Here is a 19,303-nt window from a genome sequence, read left to right on the forward strand (position 1 = left end):
CCTTCCCTAAACAATACTTGCTCAATTAATTGTAGTGTATGAATGAATTAGAACGGATTAACAATGGTGCCGGCCCCCAACCCGTTGCTAAACTGGACAGCAATCTTTCTTCTCTGGAAGTTTATGACAAGTTTGGCGCCATGGCTTATGGAATTATTTTACAGATCCTCCCACAGCCCCATCTTGCGCAGGAAGTTTTAATAAGCGTATTTTCTTCCCCCCAATTGCGGTCATGCAATAGTTATCCGTTTAGTTTCGCGGTATGTGTGATCAAGCTGGCCAGATCGAAGGCTGTGGAAGCCAAAAAGAAGCTGACGGCCCTAGTGCCTGTGGACGACGATTACTCTGCATCTTTGGATTCCTCGTCCCCCCAAACTATTTTTGACCTTGCTTTCCGTCAGGGATTTACGCCGGACGAGGTAGCGGGAAAGCTTAATATCTCGAAATCGGAGGTCCTACGCAGTTTTCATGAATTTTTCAAATCGTATCGAAACGTATAATTAGCGGGCAAATTGAAAACACAGGATTTTATCGAAAGCGGAATTTTGGAATCTCAGTTGCTCGGGCTGACAAGCAAGGAAGAGAAAGAGCAGGTGAGGCTGATGATGCTGGCCGATCGTTCATTGGAGAATTATGTGATTGATCTTGAAGCTGATATCAGGAAATATTTTACCAGCGAATCGGTATCTCCTCCAACCGCAGTGAGAGAGCTCATTGAATTGAAAAGCTTTAAAGAAAAGCACAATTTCAATTCGGATAATCGCACCGGCAGAACGCAGTATCTTGATGTGGAAGTTAATGACACGCATATCAAAGTCCATAAATTTTGGCGTCCTGCATTTATAGCAGTATTTGTGCTCTCCAAAATATTCCTCATTGCCGGACTGTATTATTACTTCAAATCAGCTAGTCAGCAGGAGGAGCTTTTGCGGCTTAAAACTCAAATAGAACAGGTTAATAGGTAATTAAAAAAATATAAAAAAGTGAAAGCCGGTATGTCCTGAGACATACCGGCTTTCACTTTTTTATTTGCCAAGTGTTCCAAATATCAGACTAAAAAATTTAATCTAACCATGTTACCTGGGTCCGACATTACCGTATAGCTTAAGAAAGATTATTATATTTGTTTTAAGCACATTCACATGAAAGAAAGAGAAAGAATTAGTAATCTGAAAGAGTTAATGGCTGAGGGTCTTATCCGATTGGATATTTTAGAGGATGGCCAAAAAAACCTCATGCAAGGGCAGTCAAGATGGAATCATGCAAGAGGATATTCATAATTTAAAACAGCGCTAAACCCTTAAAATGCCAGATACATTTCCGTTTCGCGTAGGTCAGGGCTACGATGTTCATCAATTGGAAGAAGGCCGCCCGTTCTGGCTGGGAGGTATTTTAATCCCACACACGCACGGAGCAAAAGGACATTCGGATGCTGATGTGGTATGTCATGTGATTTGTGATGCATTATTAGGCGCAGCAAATCTCAGAAACATCGGATACCATTTTTCTGATAAGGACCCGCAGTGGAAGGGCGTGGACAGCAAAGTTTTATTGTCCAAAGTAATAGAAATGATCCGTGAAAAAGGATATGAAGTAGGAAATGTGGACGTGACCATAGTCTTGCAAAACCCCAAACTGAACCCACACATTCCAGCTATGAAAACCTGCCTGGCCGGGGTTACCCAACTTTCAGAAGAAGACCTGGCGATCAAAGCGACCACTTCCGAACATTTGGGATTTGTAGGAAGAGAGGAGGGAATTGCAGCACATTGCGTCGCATTGATTTATAAAACCAACCACTTTAATATACCCCAAAAGCCGTTAATATAATCCTCCGAGATCCGCTTTCATGAAAAAACCATTACTCTTCGCCCTTATCTTAATGTCAGTATCGCTGGGTTGCAAAGCCCAGGAATCCTCACAAGTTACACAACCTCTGGGGTTTGAAGAGTACGACCCTATCTCAACATTGAAGGTAAGCGGACATATTCTGAGACGAGCAAAATTCCCCTTTATTGATGTTCATAATCACCAATACCAAATGCCAACCCAGAATTTGAAAGCGCTTACATCGCAGATGGACAGCCTTAACATGGGAATTATGGTTAATTTAAGTGGACGAGGATGGACAGACGAATGGAGCGAAGGAACGGCAACATTAAAAGGTTCGCTTGAAAACGTCGCAAAAAATGAGCCAAAACGCATCGCTGTTTTTACAAACTTGCAATTCAAAGGATTTGGAGAAAAGGATTGGAGCGCCAGGGCGGTAAAGCAACTGGAAGATGATGTGAAAATGGGTGCAAAAGGGCTTAAAATTTACAAAAGCCTTGGTTTTAGTGGCATAAAGGATGACAAAGGAAACCGTGTTCCCGTCAGTGACGCGCGTTTGCAGCCTGTCTGGAAAAAATGTGGAGAACTAGGCATTCCTGTCCTGATCCATACCGCGGACGTCCCATCATTCTGGGACCCAATGGACCGCTATAACGAAAGATGGCTGGAATTAAAAACGCATCCAGGCCGTCGTAGGGGTACAAAAGACCCAATCCCATTTGATTCACTTATTGCCGAGCAGCATCATATCTTTCGTTCAAATCCCAAAACAACATTCATTAATGCACATATGGGCTGGTATCCCAATAACCTCAAAAAACTGGATAGCCTGATGACTGTTTTCCCGAATATGTATGTAGAAATTGGGGCTGTGATTGCGGAGCTGGGCAGACAACCCAGAACGGCCAAAAAGTTTTTTGAAAAATACCAGGATCGCGTTTTATTTGGCAAAGACAGTTGGATACCTTCAGAATATGCCACGTATTTTCGGGTTTTAGAAACGGAAGATGAGTATTTCCCTTATCATAAAAAATACCACGCATTCTGGCGCATGTACGGAATGGGGCTTTCCGATGAGGTGCTTAAAAAGCTTTACTACAAAAACGCCCTGAAAATTATTCCAGGACTGGATAAGAGCCTTTTTCCCAAATAATGCCTATTTGAATGCTTTCGCTTCCTTAATAACCGATCTGTATTCCGCCTTGCCCAAACATTTCTTGTAGTAATCTTTTGCTTTGGACTTGTTGCCTGCGCGAGCAGAGATCCGCGCTAAACCTGCGTAAGCAAGGGCGTGATATTCTTTGGTATATTGGTCATCGTGAGGTGTTTTGAGTGCAAGATTATACTCTCTTTGCGCGGCAGCATCATTTTTTTCGCTTTTCTCTTCCAGAATTCCCTGGAAAGTCCGCCATGCTGCCGGATAAAATCCGGTGTTGATTTTTTTCAGATTAATGATTTCCTTCCTCGCTGGCTCGTACTTGCCCGACAATAGCAATGCCTCAATATCCTTCATCAGGTAAATCGGATTTTTTGGATATAAGTCAACCAGCTTATCCATATAAAAAATGGCCTTTTCCGGTTTCATTTCATATTTCAGATAGATATGAGAAATGTAGTAGCAGGCTTCGGCCCGGGTAATCGTGCCCAACTTGGTTGCATTATCTATTTGTTTCAATCCCAATGCTTTATCACCGCTTTTGAAAAATAATAGAAGTGGTTTTACAATGGGATGCTCCTCAGGATACACTTCAACATAATAATTATACATGCCGGAAGTGAAGTAGAATTCCGGATTTTTATTGATCAATTTCAATCCTTCCACAAAAGCATTATACGCCTTTTTACCTTCGCCAGCCGCATTCATCATTTCGCCCTTATAATTGTAGATCATCGCCATATATCCCCTCGCCACCATGGTGTAAAAGACGGCTTCCGGATCCAGACTATTTTTACCGAATTTCTTGTTTATAGCGTCCAGGCATTGATTAAGCTTTTGAATGTATTCCTTCGATTTGACTGGGTTATCTTTAATTGGAAGGTATTTCCAAAAAAGAATAAATGAATCAAGAATGTAAGAAACAGGATGATTCGGATACTTTTTCCCCACCTGGTCCATAATAACCTGCGCTTCCTCAAACTCGTAATTATAAATTTTGTCAAGACTGCTCTGAATATTCTTTATCGACGCTTGATCATTAAGCAATTGGGCGCGTGAAGGAATAAAAGATAAAATCAAAAGAAAGGCAAAGAGCAATTTCATTGTGTAAGGCATGGCTGTGACTATTAACTCAAAATGGTTTGGTGGTATCCCAACTGAACAGTAGCTTTGTTTACAACCCCAATTTCGAGTCTCGGGTTTCTATCCCGGGCTTTATTTTGAACCAAAATATCAATTACAAGACATCAGATTAATCATATGATTCGCTATAAGCAATTTACCCTGGATAATGGCCTGAAAGTATTTGTCCATGAGGATTTTTCAACTCCTATGGCGGCTGTTAACATCCTGTACAACGTTGGTTCACGCGATGAAGATGAAGAACGGACGGGATTTGCGCACTTATTTGAACACCTGATGTTTGGAGGTTCTCAGAATATTCCTAATTACGACATTCCGGTTCAAACCGTTGGTGGAGAAAACAATGCTTTCACTTCGCCTGATATCACCAATTACTATATCACGCTGCCAGCCGACAATGTGGAAACGGCCTTTTGGCTGGAATCTGATCGAATGCTAAGCCTCTCATTTGATCCTAATGTGCTGGAAGTTCAAAGAAAAGTGGTTATTGAAGAGTTTAAGCAGCGATACCTCAATCAACCTTATGGTGATATGTGGCTTAAACTGAGACCTCTTGCATATCAGGCGCATCCATATCGGTGGGCGACGATCGGAAAAGACATTGAGCACATTGAAAGAGCAACAATGGATGATGTGCAGGACTTTTTCTTTCGCTTTTATCGGCCTAATAATGCTTTAATGGTCGTTGCAGGCGCAGTTACATTTGAACAAGTGAAGGTATTGGCTGAGAAATGGTTCGGAGATATCCCTGCCGGACCGTCTTATGTAAGAAATCTTCCAAAAGAACCCCAGCAATTTGAAGCCCGCCACATTGAGACATCCGCATCTGTTCCTCTTGATTCTTTAATCAAAGTTTTTCACATGCCGGGCAGATACGAGGAAGGATTTTACGCTGCTGATTTGTTAAGTGACGTTTTGGGCAGGGGAAAATCTTCCAGATTATATCAGAAGTTATTGAAAGAGAAAGCACTTTTTAACAGCATTAGCGCGAGCATAACTTCATCACTTGATCCGGGTTTAATGATGATTAAAGGAAACCTTAATCCAGGCGTGTCGCTCGAGGATGCTGATTTTGCAGTTCAAGAAATATTGCAGGAAATGGCTGAATTCGGTGCGACCCATGAAGAAGTTACCAAAGTGAAGAATCAGTCTGAAGCGTCGCTTGCCTTTTCAGAAGTAGAACTGCTGAACCGTGCCATGAACCTGGCTTTTGCCGCAAATGCAGGGAATGTGGATTGGGCCAATCAGGACGCCGAGATCATCCGAAATCTGACCGTTGATGACATTCATGCCGCCGCCAAAAATATTCTTAGGCCTGAGAATGCTTCTACATTGTATTATCGGGCAGAAAGCAAACAGGAATCGCTGGTTTAATAAGTTACGTTAGGATGCTTTTTTAAAAAAACTTCCGGATGTGTCGTATAGATTCGGTATTTTGATCTTACTACCTTATTCTTCGGGTAAAAAAGTGAGGTAACTGAAATTCTGCTCATTGAACATTTCCTGGGCAATTTCTTGAAGTTGCAACGAGGTAATTTGCTCTATTTCAGTAAAAATCTCTGGCAGCGAATCCACCTTGCCGGTATCCAGCAAGCTTTTGGCCATCATTAGCATAAAACTCATGTTACTCTCCTCAGACATTGCCAATTGACCCATCAACTGAACTTTCGTTTGGTGCAATTGTAAAACAGAAAGAGGCATTTCGCGGACTTTCCTTAATTCCTTATGGATCAAAGCAATGCTTTTATTAAGTTGCTTTTGCTCGGTGCCAAAAAAGATGCCCATAAAACCCGTGTCCAGATATGGCGTGTAATTTCCTTCAATGGAATAAACCAGGCCATATTTTTCGCGCAGAGAGAGATTAAATCTTGAATTCATTCCAGGGCCTCCCAGCAAATTTACTAACATAAAAAAGGCTAACCGACGGTCATCCAGCAATGAGTAGGCAGGCTGGCCCATGGCACATTGTGCTTGTTGGATAGATCGCTCTTTTTGCTGATTTAAAGGAATATAGGCAAGAGGGGCAATTCGTTTTCTCCTTGTGGTTCGATGAGGAATGTCACCCAGATACTTTTCAGCAACCTTCACTATTTTCGAAAATGGCAGGCGGCTGACCGAAGAAACGACAATACGTTCGGTATCAACATTTTCATTTATAAAGTCGTGAAGCTGTTGGCGTCCAAAGGAATTGACGGTTTCAGCCGTTCCGAGAATGTTGTTTCCCAATGCATGGTCCGGAAAAACGAGCTGATCAAAATCATCCTGAATCGCATCTTCCGGAGAATCAATGTACATCGACATTTCTTCCAGGATTACATTCCTCTCGCGTTCAATTTGCTTGTCGGGAAAAACGGAATGAAAGGTAATATCCGCAAGAAGATCCATCGCCTTCTCAAAATGATCATCTAAAACGGACGCATGAAAGCAGATTTTCTCTTTGGTGGTATACGCATTCAATTCCCCTCCTACATTTTCGAGACGATTAATGATATGGTATGAACTCCGCTTTTCAGTTCCCTTAAACGCCATATGCTCCCAGAAATGCGCAAGACCCTGTTGATGAGTCAGTTCGTCGCGGCTGCCTATGTCAAGCATGATACCGCAATGTGCTATTTGCGTGTGAGGAACTTGCTTATGGGCAATTCTGATACCGTTCGCCAGCGTGTGAATCTGATATTCTTCTGTAAGTGAAAGGGAGGTAGCTTTCGGGTTTCCCCGCTTGCGAATGTTGTTTCTCTTCATTCCTTTTTAACACAAAATACCTGCCAATAATTTTCGGTGGTATCCGCAAAAATACGGACTTTTGCTCGTAAACCTTGCACAGTGAGTTATGCGTATTGGATTTGATGCAAAGCGAGCCTTTGCAAACAAGACCGGCTTGGGTAATTACAGCAGATTTGTGCTTGAAGCCCTGGCCAACTTCGAAAATGCGCGCGAATACCTGGCCTATACACCCAAAAACGATCGAAATCTCTTTCCTGATTTTCCCAAAAAAGCAATCCGTTATCCTGAAAATTGGTTTGATCAAAAGCTTTCAGCCTACTGGCGTTATGCTGCAATTTCAAAACAACTTAGCAAGGATGGGATCGACATTTTCCATGGGCTTAGCAATGAACTTCCAAAAGGTTTAAGTCGCCGGAGCATCAAGTCAGTTGTTACCATCCACGATCTGATTTTTGAAAGACTTCCTTATGTTTATAAACCTGTAGACCGGATTATGTACAGGCATAAATTCAAATCTGCCTGCAAGCATTCCGACGTAATCGTGGCGGTGAGTGAACAAACCAAGCGTGACTTAACAGAACTTTATGGGATAGATAAAGACAAGATCAAAGTGATTTATCAGGACTGCAATCCAATTTTTAAACAGAAAATAGATGTACAGGAAAGAGAGCAGATTATAAATAACTACGGTTTGGAAAAACCTTACATACTAAGTGTTGGAACCTTGGAGGAAAGGAAAAATCAGCACCGGCTTGTAGAAGCATTTGCAGGATTGAAAAATAATGATTTCAATTTGATATTAGTTGGTAAACCGACCGGATATACTCAAAAAATCAGAGCGACCATTCAGCATTACGGTCTTGGGAATCGTGTATTTATCCGTGAAAATGTCCCCACAACGCATTTGCCTGCAATCTATCAGGGAGCGGACATATTTGCCTATATTTCTGTTTATGAGGGATTTGGCATTCCCATACTCGAAGCATTGCACAGCGGAACACCGGTATTAGCAGCCAAAGGATCTTGTCTGGAAGAAGCAGGAGGACCAGGCGGCTTATATGCCGACCCTTATAAAACAGAAGACATCCGCAGTCAACTTGAAATGTTGATTGCGGATGCCGGTTTAAGAAAATCTTTGGTAGCTGCTGGTCAGAACCACATTAGCGCGTTTAGTGCAGAAAAAATCGCGAAAAAACTGGTGAACCTTTATGAGAATTTATATTAATACTGATTATTTCTCCCGATACTGCTCGATAATTCTGAAAAGTGCTTTTTGCTTTTCAAGATCAGGGAAAAAGTCAAAAAGCTGCACGTGCGCATCATAATCCAATGTTAATCCAACTTCCAGATTAATCAGTGCTTCACGGTATTCGCCAGCATGAATCTGATACACTGCCATCCGGTAATACAAATCAGCTTCCTCAGGCATTTCATCTATTGCGGCCTGAAGCAGGTCACAAGCACGCGCATAGTTACCTTGTTCAAAGAGGACGTGTGACCATTTAAGCCATATATCCGGATTAGAAGGCTCAATTTCAGCTGCTTTTTCAAAAGCTTCAAAAGCCGAAACCACGTTGCCAACCTTAAATTCAGTTTCTGCAAGTGCCAGCCAATAGTCAGGATTTAATTCGGTGATTTGAATGGCCTTTCTCAAAAAACCAACCGCTTCGTACCAACGTCCTAACTCACTGAAACAAATCCCCATTCCATACCAGCCATCATCCCACTGGTTGTCCAGCTTTACAGTCTGGCGATAATATTTTATGGCCGTTTCAAACTCACCGAGCTTTTCATAGCACGTACCCAGGCAGCAGCAAGTCTCAGGCTGCTCCCCTTCAAGCTCGATTGCCTTCAAGTAATGCTCTTTTGCCTCGCCATATTGTTCAAGGTTCATGTACGAATTGCCCAACTGAAAGAATGCAGAAGCAAAATCATCCTTCACCAATGTTGCGTACTCGTAGGCATTCACCGCATCCTCGTAACGCTCCAGCTTACTGAAAGCGATACCCAGGTTGTACCAGGCATGATGCGAAAACGGGTCACGATCAACCAGTTCGTTGTAATAATCGAGATGGCTTTCGAGCTGGCCTACCAGGTCGAGGCAATGAGCCAGCTCGTACAATGCACTTTCATTATTGAGATTATTACGAAGCGATTTTTTGTAGTACTTGATTGCATCTTCATACTTACCCCAATTCTGGTAAGTCTGTCCGATCTGAAAATAGATTTCGTCCTGATCATCCACACGTTGCAAGAGATTTTCAAGAAGTTCGATTGCGTCCTCATACTCTCCCATCATGTTGGAAATTGCAACCTGCATGTAAGAAATTTCAATGTCACCAGGATGGAATAAAGAAGCCCTTTCCAAAATTTCCTGGGCCATTTCATGCTCACCCCGATTGGAATGAAGCTGAACCATATTAAGCAGAAGATCCAGCGAGTAAGGATAATCCAACAACCCCAATTCACAAGCCTTGAAGGCCTTCTCCCACTCCCCTTTTTCTATGTAATGAACCGTAACTTTTTCGTATGTATCTAAATCAAAAAAGACCGGCTCACTGGTTTTTAACATCCTTTCAAACCTGAGCAGCGTCTCCTTCATATAGTCCTTTCTTTCCCCAAAATTTTTCTCCATCATACGAACGCCAGGTTAGATTTGAGGGCTAACGCACCACTTAATATTGAAAGAAAGTTATAAAAATATTTCGCTTAATTCAAACTCTGCTTCAGCAAACTTTCGCTGACCCTGGCCACCGTTTTTTCAAGCGGTTGAAACTCAAAATTCAAGATATTTCTGATTTTATCATTACGATAACTGATATTTCTTGCCGCCGACTGGGCCGTTTCTTTCGTAATCAATGGCTTGGTTCCAAGCAAAAATGTCCTCAATGCTTCAACCCGCCAAATTATGCCGGCCAGCCCTGGCCCAACCCTAAGCCATGGTTTTTTTTTGTTCATGGCAACGGCTATCATACTGAACAAATTTTTATAGGAAATGCTTCCCGCATTCAACAGGAACCTTTCGGCGGACACCTCTGAATGCAAGAGACGAAAAACGATATCCGCGACATCCCGGACATCAACATAATTGGCTATACCCTCGGTGAAAAATGGCTTTTCCTGATAAACATACCTAAAGATCTGAGTACTGCTTTTGTTCCAGTCGCCCTCTCCCAGGATCAATGTTGGGTTTACGATCACGGCATTCAATCCTTCCGCAATCCCGCGCCATACTTCCAATTCAGCCAGATGTTTGGTTTTGGCATATTCCGAATTTTCCGGCGAATCCTCCCATCGCTGGCTTTCGTCCAGCATTGTTGTTTTTCCAGGTATTAGTTTTCGGGAATCGGGCCTGCCCAAGGCCGCAATACTGCTTACATGACATAATTTTTTGACTGGATAATTCAGGCAAACATTAACAAGATTGGCGGTTCCCTCTACATTGACCCTATACATTATCTTGCGGTCCTTTGGAATAAATGAAACAACCGCCGCCGTATGTACCACGAAATCAACGCCTTCCATTGCATTTTCCAATGAACTGATATCCATGATATCCCCCTCTACCCAATTTACCCTGGAATCTACATCCGATAGCAAACTACGATCAGCACCCCGACGGTACAATGCGAGCACTTCATAATTGTCCGACAAAAACCTTCTTGCAACAGCACTGCCCACAAGACCTGTGGCACCGGTAATAAGAACTTTCATAGATTTCTAACAAAATGCGTTGGCCAAAGTTCGGCATTCAAAGTAAGGACAAAAAAAGATTCCTTCCGCTATGCAGAAGGAATCTGGTACTTACCTTAGGTCAAATACAATAATTAGAGATTCGCTATCTCTTGATGGTGCTTTTCTAGTTTCGCTAATTTTGTTGATAAATTGTCTGCCCTAGAAATAGCCGCAATAAATTCTTTTCGCATATTTTCCCCTATATCAAGCTGTCCATCTTTAAGTTTTTGCAGTAAGACAGGCAAGTTCCTTTTCGAAATTTTAAGATGTTCAATGTTTATGTCAATTTGCTTTTGGGTGGTCAATACCAGATTATCATAAACTCTGGGCTCACAGTTCCCTTTTATCTTTTGCAATCCTTTCAAAATCAGTTTAAAACGGCCGGTTTCCGACTCAATGAGTTCCCGGGTAAAATAGGTAATGTCGGAATAGTTGCCTTTTTCCAACACATCGTAGGTCGTGAGAACGAGCTTGGCATAATTGGACCGAAACTGACGGATCATTATCGTATCCGAACTATGCAGGTAGGCGAACGCTTTGTATAAATTTATCGCTTTCCACCGACTTATTAACGAGGTGCCTGAAATGGTGGAAGGGACTTCGATTGGATTAAATTTGCGAAGACGTTCTTTCGCACTTTGCTCGCTCTCCATCCGCACCAGTTGATGTTGCTTAACGTTGCCAAGATCATAGACAGGGAACATTTCATTGTCAAATTCCAATTGCTCTTTCCTGAATTGGAATTCCTTGTCTGTTTCATTGGATTCATTTTCTGAGCAACTGAAGATCAGGAAAACAAGGCAGCATATAGCCGCAAACTTTGGTGTTTTCAGTTTCATAGTGGTGTCAGTTGGTACCTTACAAACATCCCTTAAATACCCCACAATGGCAACAGCGATAATTAGATAAGATTCGACAAAACCTGACAAAGTCCGACTTACTAATCAACCCCTAATTTTTTCTAAGATCTGCGTGTACAAATTAGGAGGAATCAGCCCGGGCGGAATGCTGATCTGAAGGGCGATTAGCTTTCTGGAAAGCGTGCGGGTTGATACGCCCAGTTCAATTGCCAGCTGCTGGCGGGTCTTGAATTGTTCTTTCATGGAGGTGAGTGTACAGTGTAAATCGATACAAGTATATTAAAAATACTTTCAAACCAAAAGAAGTGTAGCGGTATTCCGGCTGTCGTAAATTATCGGCCTTTCACAATCGCGTACTGCAAGGCTTTTTGCTAATTTTGCATTTCGATATCCTTTTATTTGACAAATGCCGATCTCCGATCCCAAAAGATATACTGTTACCGCAGCGCTCATTTATGCCAATGGGCCTATTCACATTGGCCACTTGGCCGGATGCTATATTCCGGCTGATATCTACGTTCGCTATCTTCGTTCCAATGAAAAAGAAGTGGCGTTTATCAGCGGTACCGACGAGCACGGGGTACCTATCACTATCCGTGCAAAAAAAGAGGGATTAACACCGCAACAGGTTGTCGATAAGTACTATACGCAAATTGATAATTCATTTCGTGACCTTGGCATCTCGTTCGATATTTACTCGCGGACAAGCCGGAAAATCCACCATGAAACAGCTCAGGAAATCTTCAAAGACTTGTATGATAAACATGTCTTCATTGAAGAAACGACCGAGCAGTATTTTGACGAAACGGCTCAACAGTTTCTTGCCGACAGATACATTGTAGGAACTTGCCCTGTTTGTGCAAACCCAAATGCTTATGGCGATCAATGTGAAAGGTGTGGTTCGACATTAAGCCCTCTTGAGTTGAAAGACCCGAGATCCACACTTTCCGGCGCACAACCTATCCTGAAAGCGACAAAAAACTGGTACCTGCCCCTTGATAAGATGCAGCCGCAAATTGAAAATTACATTAACAGTCATAAGGATTGGAAAACCAACGTTTTCGGACAATGCCAATCATGGCTGAAAGATGGTCTGAAACCACGAGCCATGACGCGCGACCTGGATTGGGGAATCAAGGTACCCGTACCCGATACCGAAGGAAAAGTGCTTTATGTGTGGTTTGAAGCACCTATTGGTTACATTTCTGCGACAAAAGACTGGTTGATCCAGCAAAACGGCACCGACGAGGGTTGGAAAAAATGGTGGCAGCCGACAGGAGATGATGATGATGAAACGAAGCTGGTGCATTTCATTGGAAAAGACAACATTGTATTTCATTGCATCATTTTTCCAGCCATGCTGATGGCCGAAGGCAATTATATCCTTCCCGACAATGTGCCTGCAAATGAATTTATGAACCTGGAAGGAGATAAAATTTCTACATCCAGAAACTGGGCAGTTTGGCTGCACGAATACTTGCAAGAACTTCCGGACAAAGAAGATGTACTGCGTTACGTGCTTACTGCAAACGGACCGGAAACCAAGGACAGCGAGTTTACCTGGAAAGATTTCCAAACACGCAATAACAGCGAGTTAGTGGGTATTTTCGGCAATTTTATAAACCGCGCCGTCGTCCTGACCCAGAAATTCTGCGATAGTAAAGTTCCGGCCGCTGGCGTCCTGGAAGACATTGATTTAAATGCTTTAAATGAACTTCAAGCTTTTCCAAAGCGGATTGGAGATGCCATAGAAAATTACAGGTATCGTGAAGCATTGGCGTTGATTATGGATTTGGCAAGGTTGGGTAATAAATACCTGGCGGATACCCAGCCCTGGCATGTAATCAAAACCGATCCGGAGCGTGTGAACACCATCCTGAACATTGCATTGCAGATATCCGCTTCGTTATCGATTGTTTCAGAGCCTGTTTTACCATTTACCGCAGCAAAAATTCGAGCGCAATTCGCATTAACGGATTGTCTTTGGAAAAATGCCGGCAAAGCGGATTTGCTGCCTGCCGGACAGCCGTTAGTTGAGGCTAAATTGCTTTTCGAAAAGATCGAAGATGCTGTAATTGAAAAACAAGTTGAAAAACTGCATCAGGCAAAAAAAATGAATGAATTGGAAACCAAAACGGTTACCCCCATTAAATCAGAAATTCAATACGATGACTTTGCGAAAATGGACATCCGTATCGCGACAATCGTTGCCGCAGAAAGTGTTCCAAAAAGTAAAAAGTTGCTAAAACTGCTCTTAGACATAGGATCGGAGCAGCGAACAGTTCTGAGCGGAATATCGGAACATTTCAAACCTGAGGAAATTATCGGAAATAAGGTCCTCTATCTTGCTAATCTGGCCCCGCGCAAAATGATGGGAATGGAAAGCCATGGGATGATCCTCATGGCGGAGGATCGGGACGGAAGCCTGGCTTTTGTTCAGCCCGGCAAAGAAGTTTGGAACGGAGGAACTGTTAACTAGACTTTACTGAAATTCCTGCTTTACCTGAGCATAGACAGTTTGGATTTTATCAACCAATATCTGGCATTCCTTGTCACTCAGATGGTCAATGGTATTGCTGACGGCATTCGACACAACCTTTCCCTCCTCGTTGGTTTTTGCACCCTTTTGTTTGATTACGCTAAGAATATTCTCCCATTCACTTACCAGTCCCTCTGAAAAATATCTCGGCTCAATAATATTGAAATAAGCAGATTGAGATTTTAATCTTTGTTTAAGTTTTCCTGTTTCAGCTGATACTTTTAGCTCGTCCACAAGCTTAGTCAGTTCGATGTAAGCGAAAATATTGGATTTTTTCATAACGTTGAGTTTGTAAGGGTAATTTATAAAATATCAATGCTAAGATATTGATATGAACCCCCATTTTTTTATAAAAATCGAAATGTTTACTATATCTTAATATAATCTATTGGATGGATACAATTTGGTAGTAAAGTAATTCAAATCAACGTTTGGAAGCCGGATGGGCCTTAGTTATAATATCAGGTGTTATATTAAAATGGCATTAAAATAAAAAAACCTGGCAGTAAAAACTGCCAGGCAACTTAGTTAGATACAAATTTGAGAATTACCAGCGTTCGATTTCAACCTTCCGGTGAAAGTCGCCCTGCTCATTTCCATATGGCAAAAACAGCACCAAGTGCCTTAATGCGTTGTCATATTTTGCTGAAATATGTTCTAAGTCTACTCCCTCAGGAATGACAAAAGTATTGATGAATCGAACTGTTTTCCACTGCTCATCTTCGGCAAGGCTTTCTTGTGAAAATATAGGTAACAAATGAAAAAGTTTAAGATTATTTGTATTTCTCTTTCCTTTGACTACTTCCAATTGCAAATCCTCAACCTCGATACCAGGAATTTTTACAACAACTTCGAAACCATCTGACCCTCTGTCAAGCTTTATCGCGGGCTCACTCATTCCACCATTGATCGTGTTGATGAAATCGATGTTCATCAACATTTCCTGTGGTATTTTCAGTTTGCTTTCCATAGCTATCGCGTTTTAGGTTCACAAGTTTTCAACATTAACGAAAAACTGCGTGCCAAAGATCGGATTTATGAAAAAAAACAGGATCGGCAAACTGACGATCAATTACAAGGTATTTATAATCAGTTGGTTAACCTTAACTTTTAAGTTATACCATATTTCAAAAAGAAAATTACAATAACCGTGAATCAGGACAGAATAGCAGTATCTATATACCCATTACGACATAATGTCTGCCTGAAATTCCGGGCACTATCGGTCGTTGTGTCCGAGGCTTCGGTCGGGAGCAATGATGTCCCGGATTTTCTGCTTGATTTCCTTTGGTTCAGGGAAGTGCCCCTCGCGCTTCCTATCCCAAATCAGTTCTTCGTTAAGCTTGATGGTATACCTGCCACTCACTTCCGAAGGCACCAACTGTATAGCGTGAAGATCATCCGTGAAAGTGGTCAGCAATTCCTGCGCCATCCAAGCAGAACGTAACAACCAACCGCATTTGGGGCAATATTCTATTGTTATTGTAGGTTTCATAAGATTTGTGAATACGCTTGAGATGCTCCAAATTAAGTTTTAAAAGTCAAAAAAGCCGTGAAGGAATCCCTCACGGCTTTCATATGTTAACCTAACCCTTTAATCTTGATGAGAAAGTCTTTGTGAGTCTTCCTTAACGCTTTACAAATGTATAGCAGGCCACAACCGGTTTTTAGAGTGAAAATCCCTGTTTTTCGAAACAGGTAACAATGCGGGCCCTGTTCGTAAGAATCCGCATTATGCAAGGTAAAACTACGCGATTTCAATGTGGCTTGATTATGTATCTTTTGACTGCCAGGCGATTACGACTAGACCGTTAACTCAATATGCACAACGCTACTTGGTCGCTATATGATTGGCGACTAACTTTACCAATATCATTAATATAACCGTCCTAAAATTTTATGACCATGCCACAATACAGGGGAACAGAAGGTGATCTAATTTCTGTTAAAGAAGCCAAGCTTTTCACTGCTCGCCATCAAGAGCAAAGAGAAGCCATCGAGAGAGAGGGGGCAAATAACTATGTAGAAGCCGAATTCTTTGGATTAGAAACATTTAAGCAATTGCTGGATGAATGCGGAGGTGAACCTGTTGGTTTCCGCGTATATTATGGATTAAGAAATGAAATTCACAGTGATGGTGAACCAGAAGTTGATGAAAAAGGTAAGCCAACCCCTCGTTTAATTATTGTACCGGTTGATTCACATGGTGTTGATTTGACTGGCCTCGTAAGTGTAGGTGGAGGTTTGAAGGATATGGCAGCGGAAGCAAAGGCGATGGGTAATGGGCCAGTATGTCCACATATCTGTGGTAGGTAATATTTAAACGATCATTTAAATGATTGAGATTTACATCTCTTTTTGTCAAAAACACACATTTATATGTATTGCCGTTTTTATCACTTTCATCCCTCTAATCGTATCGCTGTTCAAAAAGACATATCGTGAAGCAAGTTTTTCGTCTCTTTTGATCTACCTGATCACTAAGCTGGTAATCGATCTGACAATGTTTCACTTTGCCTCCATTAAACAGAGTACGGTTGTTTATTACAATATTAGTATACCTGTGTACTATGCCTTAATCGGTAGCATGTTTTATCATAAATTTGAAACAACGCGGTATAAAAAGTGGCTAATTTGGTCTATTGGATTATTTACGCTGTTCTCGATTTGGGATATGGTTTACATAAATCCAGAATTTTCAAATTTGCACGAACAACAATTGGTATTCTATTCTGGAACGGTGTTGAGTTTGCTAATGATATTTTGGATTTTGTTGTACTTGTATGAAATCATGTTGCTACTCAAAATCCCGAACCTGCTGAACTTTCCTTTCTTTTGGGTATGTTCGGGATTTCTGCTGTATTTTTCGAGCCTTGTTTGTATTGCTCCTGTTTTGCACTATGCTGAAAAATGGAATAATCCACTAGACATAGGATTTGTATATTACGTGCCGTATATTTTTGAAATTGTATGCGCAATTTTCATCAGCGTTGGTCTTTGGAATTTTTCATTCGAATCCTATGCAAAACAGTGAGCAAATGAAGTGGGTTCTGCTCATAGCCTCTCTGGCTATGATTCTTATGTCATTTTTTGTTATCCTGTTTATTATGTATTATCAAAAGAGGCGGTTTGAAGAAGAGAAAAAGCTGAATGACATCGAAAAAAACTACAACCGCCTACTCCTCGACACCGCGCTTAATTCAGAAGAAACAGAAAGACGACGTATCGCGCAGGACTTGCACGATGACATTGGCACCATGCTATCTCTTACCAAACTGAGCCTCAATCAGCTGAATAAGATGATCAGTAAAAATGGGGATGAGAAAGAAGAGTCGATCATGAAAAAGTCGCAGTCTCTGGTTGAAGAAACGATTTTACATGTGAGGCGAATTACCCGAGACCTGGTACCCACCACGCTTGAACGCTTTGGGCTTCTTGAGGCCATTGAGGAATTTATTGATAAGCTCGAAGAAGACAATAGCCTGATTATTTCATTCCACGCCAATACTGAGGAGTTTCCGCGCCAGGGACAAAAGCTGGAACTTACCCTTTACAGGATCATGCAGGAATTGGTCAATAACGCCATTAAACACGCCAGTTGCTCCAAAATTGAAATCGTACTGGAAACAAATGACCGATTTGTGAGTTTACGTGTAACTGACAACGGCGTTGGATTTGACCCCGAAAAAATCAAAGAAAATAATCTTGCAGGACTGGGGTTATTGGGGATCGAAAGTCGTCTTGCTATCGTAAACGGAACGGTTCAATATGAAAAACCATTGAAAGGAGGTTCGTCCGCATTGGCGCAGATCCCGGTCATGCCGCTATCAGAGAACAAACCTGAACCTTTACATCCATTCCGAAGGGAACGTGTGAATATCTAAAACTTATGAGAACTCTGAAATTGGGAATTGCGGACGATCACGAACTATTCAGAAAGGGATTCATCTCCATGCTGAGCGGGATTCCCGATTTCGAATTTATTCTTGAAGCTGCAAATGGTCAGGAACTGCTTGACCGCCTCCCAGCAAATACGCCGGATATTATTTTTATGGATTTGCAGATGCCCGTTATGGATGGCATACAGGCCACCGAAGCAGCATTTGAAAAATTTCCCAACATTAAGATCATTGTAGTCTCTATGTACAATGAGGACCGTTTCGTGATCCACATGCTTGAAAAAGGGGTACAGGGTTATTTATTAAAAGATACCAGTCCCGATGAAGTTGAGAAAGCGATCCGTCGGGTCGATGAGGAAGGCTTTTACTACAATGATTTCGTGTCCAAAGCCATGCACCGTAAAATGGTGAACAGGCAGGTAAATAAGCATCCTTTTTTTCCAAATGCCTGCAATGTCGCTTTATCAACAAGAGAAAAAGAAGTACTCCAATTGATATGTGACGGACTTTCTACTTCCGAAATAGGCGATAAGCTTTTTATAAGTGTCAGAACCGTTGAAGGCCACCGATTACGCGTTTTAGAAAAAACCGGTACGAAAAGTACGGCTGCCGCAGTGTCCTTTGCCTACAAAAACCAGCTGCTTTCCTGACATTATTCCGCAGCTATCTTCGCTGAAACTACACAGATTTTATAGTATCTTTCCCGAAGTACATACCTTCACCATACTATGAAAGTCCTGATTGTTTGCACAAATCACGACGCCTACCCAACCAAATCTTCTAAAACGGGTTTATGGCTGAGTGAACTCACTCACTTCTACGATGTAATGATCCGAAGAAAGATCCTGATGGATTTCGTCAGTCCGCTAGGAGGACATATTCCCATTGACGAAAGAAGTATGGATCTGAAAGACGAATGCAATGCGCTTTATTGGGAGAATGCGGCCTTTAAAGAAAAGTTACAGCATTCGCTCAAACCATCCGAAATACATGCCTCAGATTACCGGCTCATCTACTTTACGGGTGGACACGGAGCTATGTGGGATTTCCCCGAAAATGGTGAACTTCAAAAAATCACCCAATATATCTACGAGCACAACGGAATGGTGTCTGCCGTATGTCACGGTGTATCTGGTCTTGTAAACGTAAGGCTTACAGATGGCTCCCCGCTGATTCAGGACAAATATCTGACAGGGTTTTCGAATGTTGAGGAAACGCTTATGAGCTTTGTAAGCGAAGTGCCTTTTTACCTTGAAGATAAACTCAAAGAACAGGGTGCACATTATACAAAATCCATGATTCCCTTTATGGAGTTTATTGAAATGGATGAGAGACTAATCACAGGTCAAAACCCTAGCTCCGCTCGAAAGGTGGCCTCGAAAGCATTGGAAGAACTTTTTGAAAAATAAAATAGCCG

Annotated in this window: 21 protein-coding genes; 12 read left to right on the plus strand and 9 right to left on the minus strand. The window is 41.9% G+C overall.

What is annotated here, in order from left to right; all coding sequences use genetic code 11:
- Positions 1 to 38: 38 nt before the first annotated feature.
- The 5 genes from FHS68_RS13095 to FHS68_RS13115 all read left to right on the plus strand — a co-directional run bounded on the left by FHS68_RS13095 (position 39) and on the right by FHS68_RS13115 (position 2,983).
- Positions 39 to 500, plus strand: coding sequence for an RNA polymerase sigma factor (locus FHS68_RS13095; protein WP_167270668.1), 462 nt, complete (start codon positions 39 to 41; stop codon positions 498 to 500).
- Between the two features lie 12 nt (positions 501 to 512).
- The gene (locus tag FHS68_RS13100) at positions 513 to 965 is read left to right on the plus strand and encodes a hypothetical protein (protein ID WP_167270669.1); all 453 of its coding nucleotides are present in this window, start codon (positions 513 to 515) and stop codon (positions 963 to 965) included.
- A gap of 177 nt (positions 966 to 1,142) precedes the next feature.
- Complete coding sequence (locus FHS68_RS13105; RefSeq protein ID WP_167270670.1) at positions 1,143 to 1,280, plus strand: hypothetical protein; 138 nt, start codon at positions 1,143 to 1,145, stop codon at positions 1,278 to 1,280.
- 25 nt (positions 1,281 to 1,305) lie between these two features.
- Positions 1,306 to 1,830, plus strand: coding sequence for a 2-C-methyl-D-erythritol 2,4-cyclodiphosphate synthase (ispF, locus tag FHS68_RS13110; protein WP_167270671.1), 525 nt, complete (start codon positions 1,306 to 1,308; stop codon positions 1,828 to 1,830).
- A gap of 19 nt (positions 1,831 to 1,849) precedes the next feature.
- Positions 1,850 to 2,983, plus strand: coding sequence for an amidohydrolase family protein (locus tag FHS68_RS13115; RefSeq protein ID WP_167270672.1), 1,134 nt, complete (start codon positions 1,850 to 1,852; stop codon positions 2,981 to 2,983).
- Between the two features lie 3 nt (positions 2,984 to 2,986).
- Here the strand turns inward: FHS68_RS13115 and FHS68_RS13120 are convergent, their stop codons facing one another.
- Positions 2,987 to 4,102 carry a tetratricopeptide repeat protein gene (locus tag FHS68_RS13120; protein WP_167270673.1) on the minus strand — a complete coding sequence of 372 codons (1,116 nt, stop codon included), beginning with the start codon at positions 4,100 to 4,102 and terminating at the stop codon, positions 2,987 to 2,989.
- 144 nt (positions 4,103 to 4,246) lie between these two features.
- Here FHS68_RS13120 and FHS68_RS13125 point away from each other — a divergent pair, with 144 nt between their 5' ends.
- Positions 4,247 to 5,503, plus strand: coding sequence for a M16 family metallopeptidase (locus FHS68_RS13125; protein ID WP_167270674.1), 1,257 nt, complete (start codon positions 4,247 to 4,249; stop codon positions 5,501 to 5,503).
- 75 nt (positions 5,504 to 5,578) lie between these two features.
- Here the strand turns inward: FHS68_RS13125 and FHS68_RS13130 are convergent, their stop codons facing one another.
- Positions 5,579 to 6,871: a M16 family metallopeptidase gene (locus FHS68_RS13130; protein WP_167270675.1), complete on the minus strand. Its 1,293-nt coding sequence runs from the start codon at positions 6,869 to 6,871 to the stop codon at positions 5,579 to 5,581.
- 88 nt (positions 6,872 to 6,959) lie between these two features.
- Here FHS68_RS13130 and FHS68_RS13135 point away from each other — a divergent pair, with 88 nt between their 5' ends.
- Positions 6,960 to 8,078, plus strand: coding sequence for a glycosyltransferase family 4 protein (locus FHS68_RS13135; RefSeq protein ID WP_167270677.1), 1,119 nt, complete (start codon positions 6,960 to 6,962; stop codon positions 8,076 to 8,078).
- 6 nt (positions 8,079 to 8,084) lie between these two features.
- Here the strand turns inward: FHS68_RS13135 and FHS68_RS13140 are convergent, their stop codons facing one another.
- From FHS68_RS13140 to FHS68_RS13155, 4 genes are all read right to left on the minus strand, one after another.
- Complete coding sequence (locus FHS68_RS13140) at positions 8,085 to 9,491, minus strand: tetratricopeptide repeat protein (RefSeq protein ID WP_167270678.1); 1,407 nt, start codon at positions 9,489 to 9,491, stop codon at positions 8,085 to 8,087.
- Positions 9,492 to 9,562: 71 nt separating this feature from the next.
- A complete protein-coding gene (locus tag FHS68_RS13145; RefSeq protein ID WP_167270679.1) occupies positions 9,563 to 10,567 on the minus strand; it encodes an NAD-dependent epimerase/dehydratase family protein in 1,005 nt (334 codons plus the stop codon).
- Positions 10,568 to 10,680: 113 nt separating this feature from the next.
- Positions 10,681 to 11,427 carry a hypothetical protein gene (locus FHS68_RS13150; protein ID WP_167270681.1) on the minus strand — a complete coding sequence of 249 codons (747 nt, stop codon included), beginning with the start codon at positions 11,425 to 11,427 and terminating at the stop codon, positions 10,681 to 10,683.
- A gap of 105 nt (positions 11,428 to 11,532) precedes the next feature.
- Positions 11,533 to 11,691, minus strand: coding sequence for a hypothetical protein (locus tag FHS68_RS13155; protein ID WP_167270683.1), 159 nt, complete (start codon positions 11,689 to 11,691; stop codon positions 11,533 to 11,535).
- Between the two features lie 163 nt (positions 11,692 to 11,854).
- Here FHS68_RS13155 and metG point away from each other — a divergent pair, with 163 nt between their 5' ends.
- On the plus strand, positions 11,855 to 13,927 hold the full coding sequence (metG, locus tag FHS68_RS13160; protein WP_167270692.1) for a methionine--tRNA ligase: 2,073 nt from the start codon (positions 11,855 to 11,857) through the stop codon (positions 13,925 to 13,927).
- Positions 13,928 to 13,930: 3 nt separating this feature from the next.
- Here metG and FHS68_RS13165 read toward each other — a convergent pair whose 3' ends face one another.
- The 3 genes from FHS68_RS13165 to FHS68_RS13175 form a co-directional block, all read right to left on the minus strand.
- Positions 13,931 to 14,266, minus strand: coding sequence for a hypothetical protein (locus FHS68_RS13165; RefSeq protein ID WP_167270694.1), 336 nt, complete (start codon positions 14,264 to 14,266; stop codon positions 13,931 to 13,933).
- A 268-nt stretch (positions 14,267 to 14,534) separates the two neighbouring features.
- Positions 14,535 to 14,957, minus strand: coding sequence for an Hsp20/alpha crystallin family protein (locus tag FHS68_RS13170; protein ID WP_167270696.1), 423 nt, complete (start codon positions 14,955 to 14,957; stop codon positions 14,535 to 14,537).
- 249 nt (positions 14,958 to 15,206) lie between these two features.
- Positions 15,207 to 15,482, minus strand: a complete 276-nt coding sequence (locus FHS68_RS13175) for an Rdx family protein (protein WP_167270698.1) — start codon at positions 15,480 to 15,482, stop codon at positions 15,207 to 15,209.
- A gap of 410 nt (positions 15,483 to 15,892) precedes the next feature.
- Between FHS68_RS13175 and FHS68_RS13180 the strand changes: the two genes are divergently transcribed.
- The 4 genes from FHS68_RS13180 to FHS68_RS13195 all read left to right on the plus strand — a co-directional run bounded on the left by FHS68_RS13180 (position 15,893) and on the right by FHS68_RS13195 (position 19,295).
- Positions 15,893 to 16,303, plus strand: coding sequence for a hypothetical protein (locus tag FHS68_RS13180; RefSeq protein ID WP_167270709.1), 411 nt, complete (start codon positions 15,893 to 15,895; stop codon positions 16,301 to 16,303).
- 722 nt (positions 16,304 to 17,025) lie between these two features.
- A complete protein-coding gene (locus tag FHS68_RS13185; RefSeq protein WP_229211877.1) occupies positions 17,026 to 17,871 on the plus strand; it encodes a sensor histidine kinase in 846 nt (281 codons plus the stop codon).
- A 5-nt stretch (positions 17,872 to 17,876) separates the two neighbouring features.
- Positions 17,877 to 18,536 carry a response regulator transcription factor gene (locus FHS68_RS13190; RefSeq protein WP_167270713.1) on the plus strand — a complete coding sequence of 220 codons (660 nt, stop codon included), beginning with the start codon at positions 17,877 to 17,879 and terminating at the stop codon, positions 18,534 to 18,536.
- Positions 18,537 to 18,614: 78 nt separating this feature from the next.
- The gene (locus tag FHS68_RS13195) at positions 18,615 to 19,295 is read left to right on the plus strand and encodes a type 1 glutamine amidotransferase domain-containing protein (protein WP_167270715.1); all 681 of its coding nucleotides are present in this window, start codon (positions 18,615 to 18,617) and stop codon (positions 19,293 to 19,295) included.
- Positions 19,296 to 19,303 lie beyond the last annotated feature (8 nt).

It is taken from the genome of Dyadobacter arcticus (assembly GCF_011762185.1).
Taxonomy (GTDB): Bacteria; Bacteroidota; Bacteroidia; order Cytophagales; family Spirosomataceae; genus Dyadobacter; species Dyadobacter arcticus.

What these genes read in the sequence shown, in the direction of transcription:
- FHS68_RS13145 (WP_167270679.1), bottom strand. Translation starts at nt 10,567, where the DNA reads ATGAAAGTTCTTATTACCGGTGCCACAGGTCTTGTGGGCAGTGCTGTT.
- FHS68_RS13190 (WP_167270713.1), top strand. Translation starts at nt 17,877, where the DNA reads ATGAGAACTCTGAAATTGGGAATTGCGGACGATCACGAACTATTCAGA.
- FHS68_RS13125 (WP_167270674.1), top strand. Translation starts at nt 4,247, where the DNA reads ATGATTCGCTATAAGCAATTTACCCTGGATAATGGCCTGAAAGTATTT.
- FHS68_RS13180 (WP_167270709.1), top strand. Translation starts at nt 15,893, where the DNA reads ATGCCACAATACAGGGGAACAGAAGGTGATCTAATTTCTGTTAAAGAA.
- FHS68_RS13095 (WP_167270668.1), top strand. Translation starts at nt 39, where the DNA reads ATGAATGAATTAGAACGGATTAACAATGGTGCCGGCCCCCAACCCGTT.
- FHS68_RS13195 (WP_167270715.1), top strand. Translation starts at nt 18,615, where the DNA reads ATGAAAGTCCTGATTGTTTGCACAAATCACGACGCCTACCCAACCAAA.
- FHS68_RS13155 (WP_167270683.1), bottom strand. Translation starts at nt 11,691, where the DNA reads ATGAAAGAACAATTCAAGACCCGCCAGCAGCTGGCAATTGAACTGGGC.
- FHS68_RS13105 (WP_167270670.1), top strand. Translation starts at nt 1,143, where the DNA reads ATGAAAGAAAGAGAAAGAATTAGTAATCTGAAAGAGTTAATGGCTGAG.
- FHS68_RS13170 (WP_167270696.1), bottom strand. Translation starts at nt 14,957, where the DNA reads ATGGAAAGCAAACTGAAAATACCACAGGAAATGTTGATGAACATCGAT.
- FHS68_RS13135 (WP_167270677.1), top strand. Translation starts at nt 6,960, where the DNA reads ATGCGTATTGGATTTGATGCAAAGCGAGCCTTTGCAAACAAGACCGGC.
- FHS68_RS13185 (WP_229211877.1), top strand. Translation starts at nt 17,026, where the DNA reads ATGAAGTGGGTTCTGCTCATAGCCTCTCTGGCTATGATTCTTATGTCA.
- FHS68_RS13130 (WP_167270675.1), bottom strand. Translation starts at nt 6,871, where the DNA reads ATGAAGAGAAACAACATTCGCAAGCGGGGAAACCCGAAAGCTACCTCC.
- FHS68_RS13175 (WP_167270698.1), bottom strand. Translation starts at nt 15,482, where the DNA reads ATGAAACCTACAATAACAATAGAATATTGCCCCAAATGCGGTTGGTTG.
- ispF (WP_167270671.1), top strand. Translation starts at nt 1,306, where the DNA reads ATGCCAGATACATTTCCGTTTCGCGTAGGTCAGGGCTACGATGTTCAT.
- FHS68_RS13150 (WP_167270681.1), bottom strand. Translation starts at nt 11,427, where the DNA reads ATGAAACTGAAAACACCAAAGTTTGCGGCTATATGCTGCCTTGTTTTC.
- FHS68_RS13115 (WP_167270672.1), top strand. Translation starts at nt 1,850, where the DNA reads ATGAAAAAACCATTACTCTTCGCCCTTATCTTAATGTCAGTATCGCTG.
- FHS68_RS13140 (WP_167270678.1), bottom strand. Translation starts at nt 9,491, where the DNA reads ATGATGGAGAAAAATTTTGGGGAAAGAAAGGACTATATGAAGGAGACG.
- metG (WP_167270692.1), top strand. Translation starts at nt 11,855, where the DNA reads ATGCCGATCTCCGATCCCAAAAGATATACTGTTACCGCAGCGCTCATT.
- FHS68_RS13165 (WP_167270694.1), bottom strand. Translation starts at nt 14,266, where the DNA reads ATGAAAAAATCCAATATTTTCGCTTACATCGAACTGACTAAGCTTGTG.
- FHS68_RS13120 (WP_167270673.1), bottom strand. Translation starts at nt 4,102, where the DNA reads ATGCCTTACACAATGAAATTGCTCTTTGCCTTTCTTTTGATTTTATCT.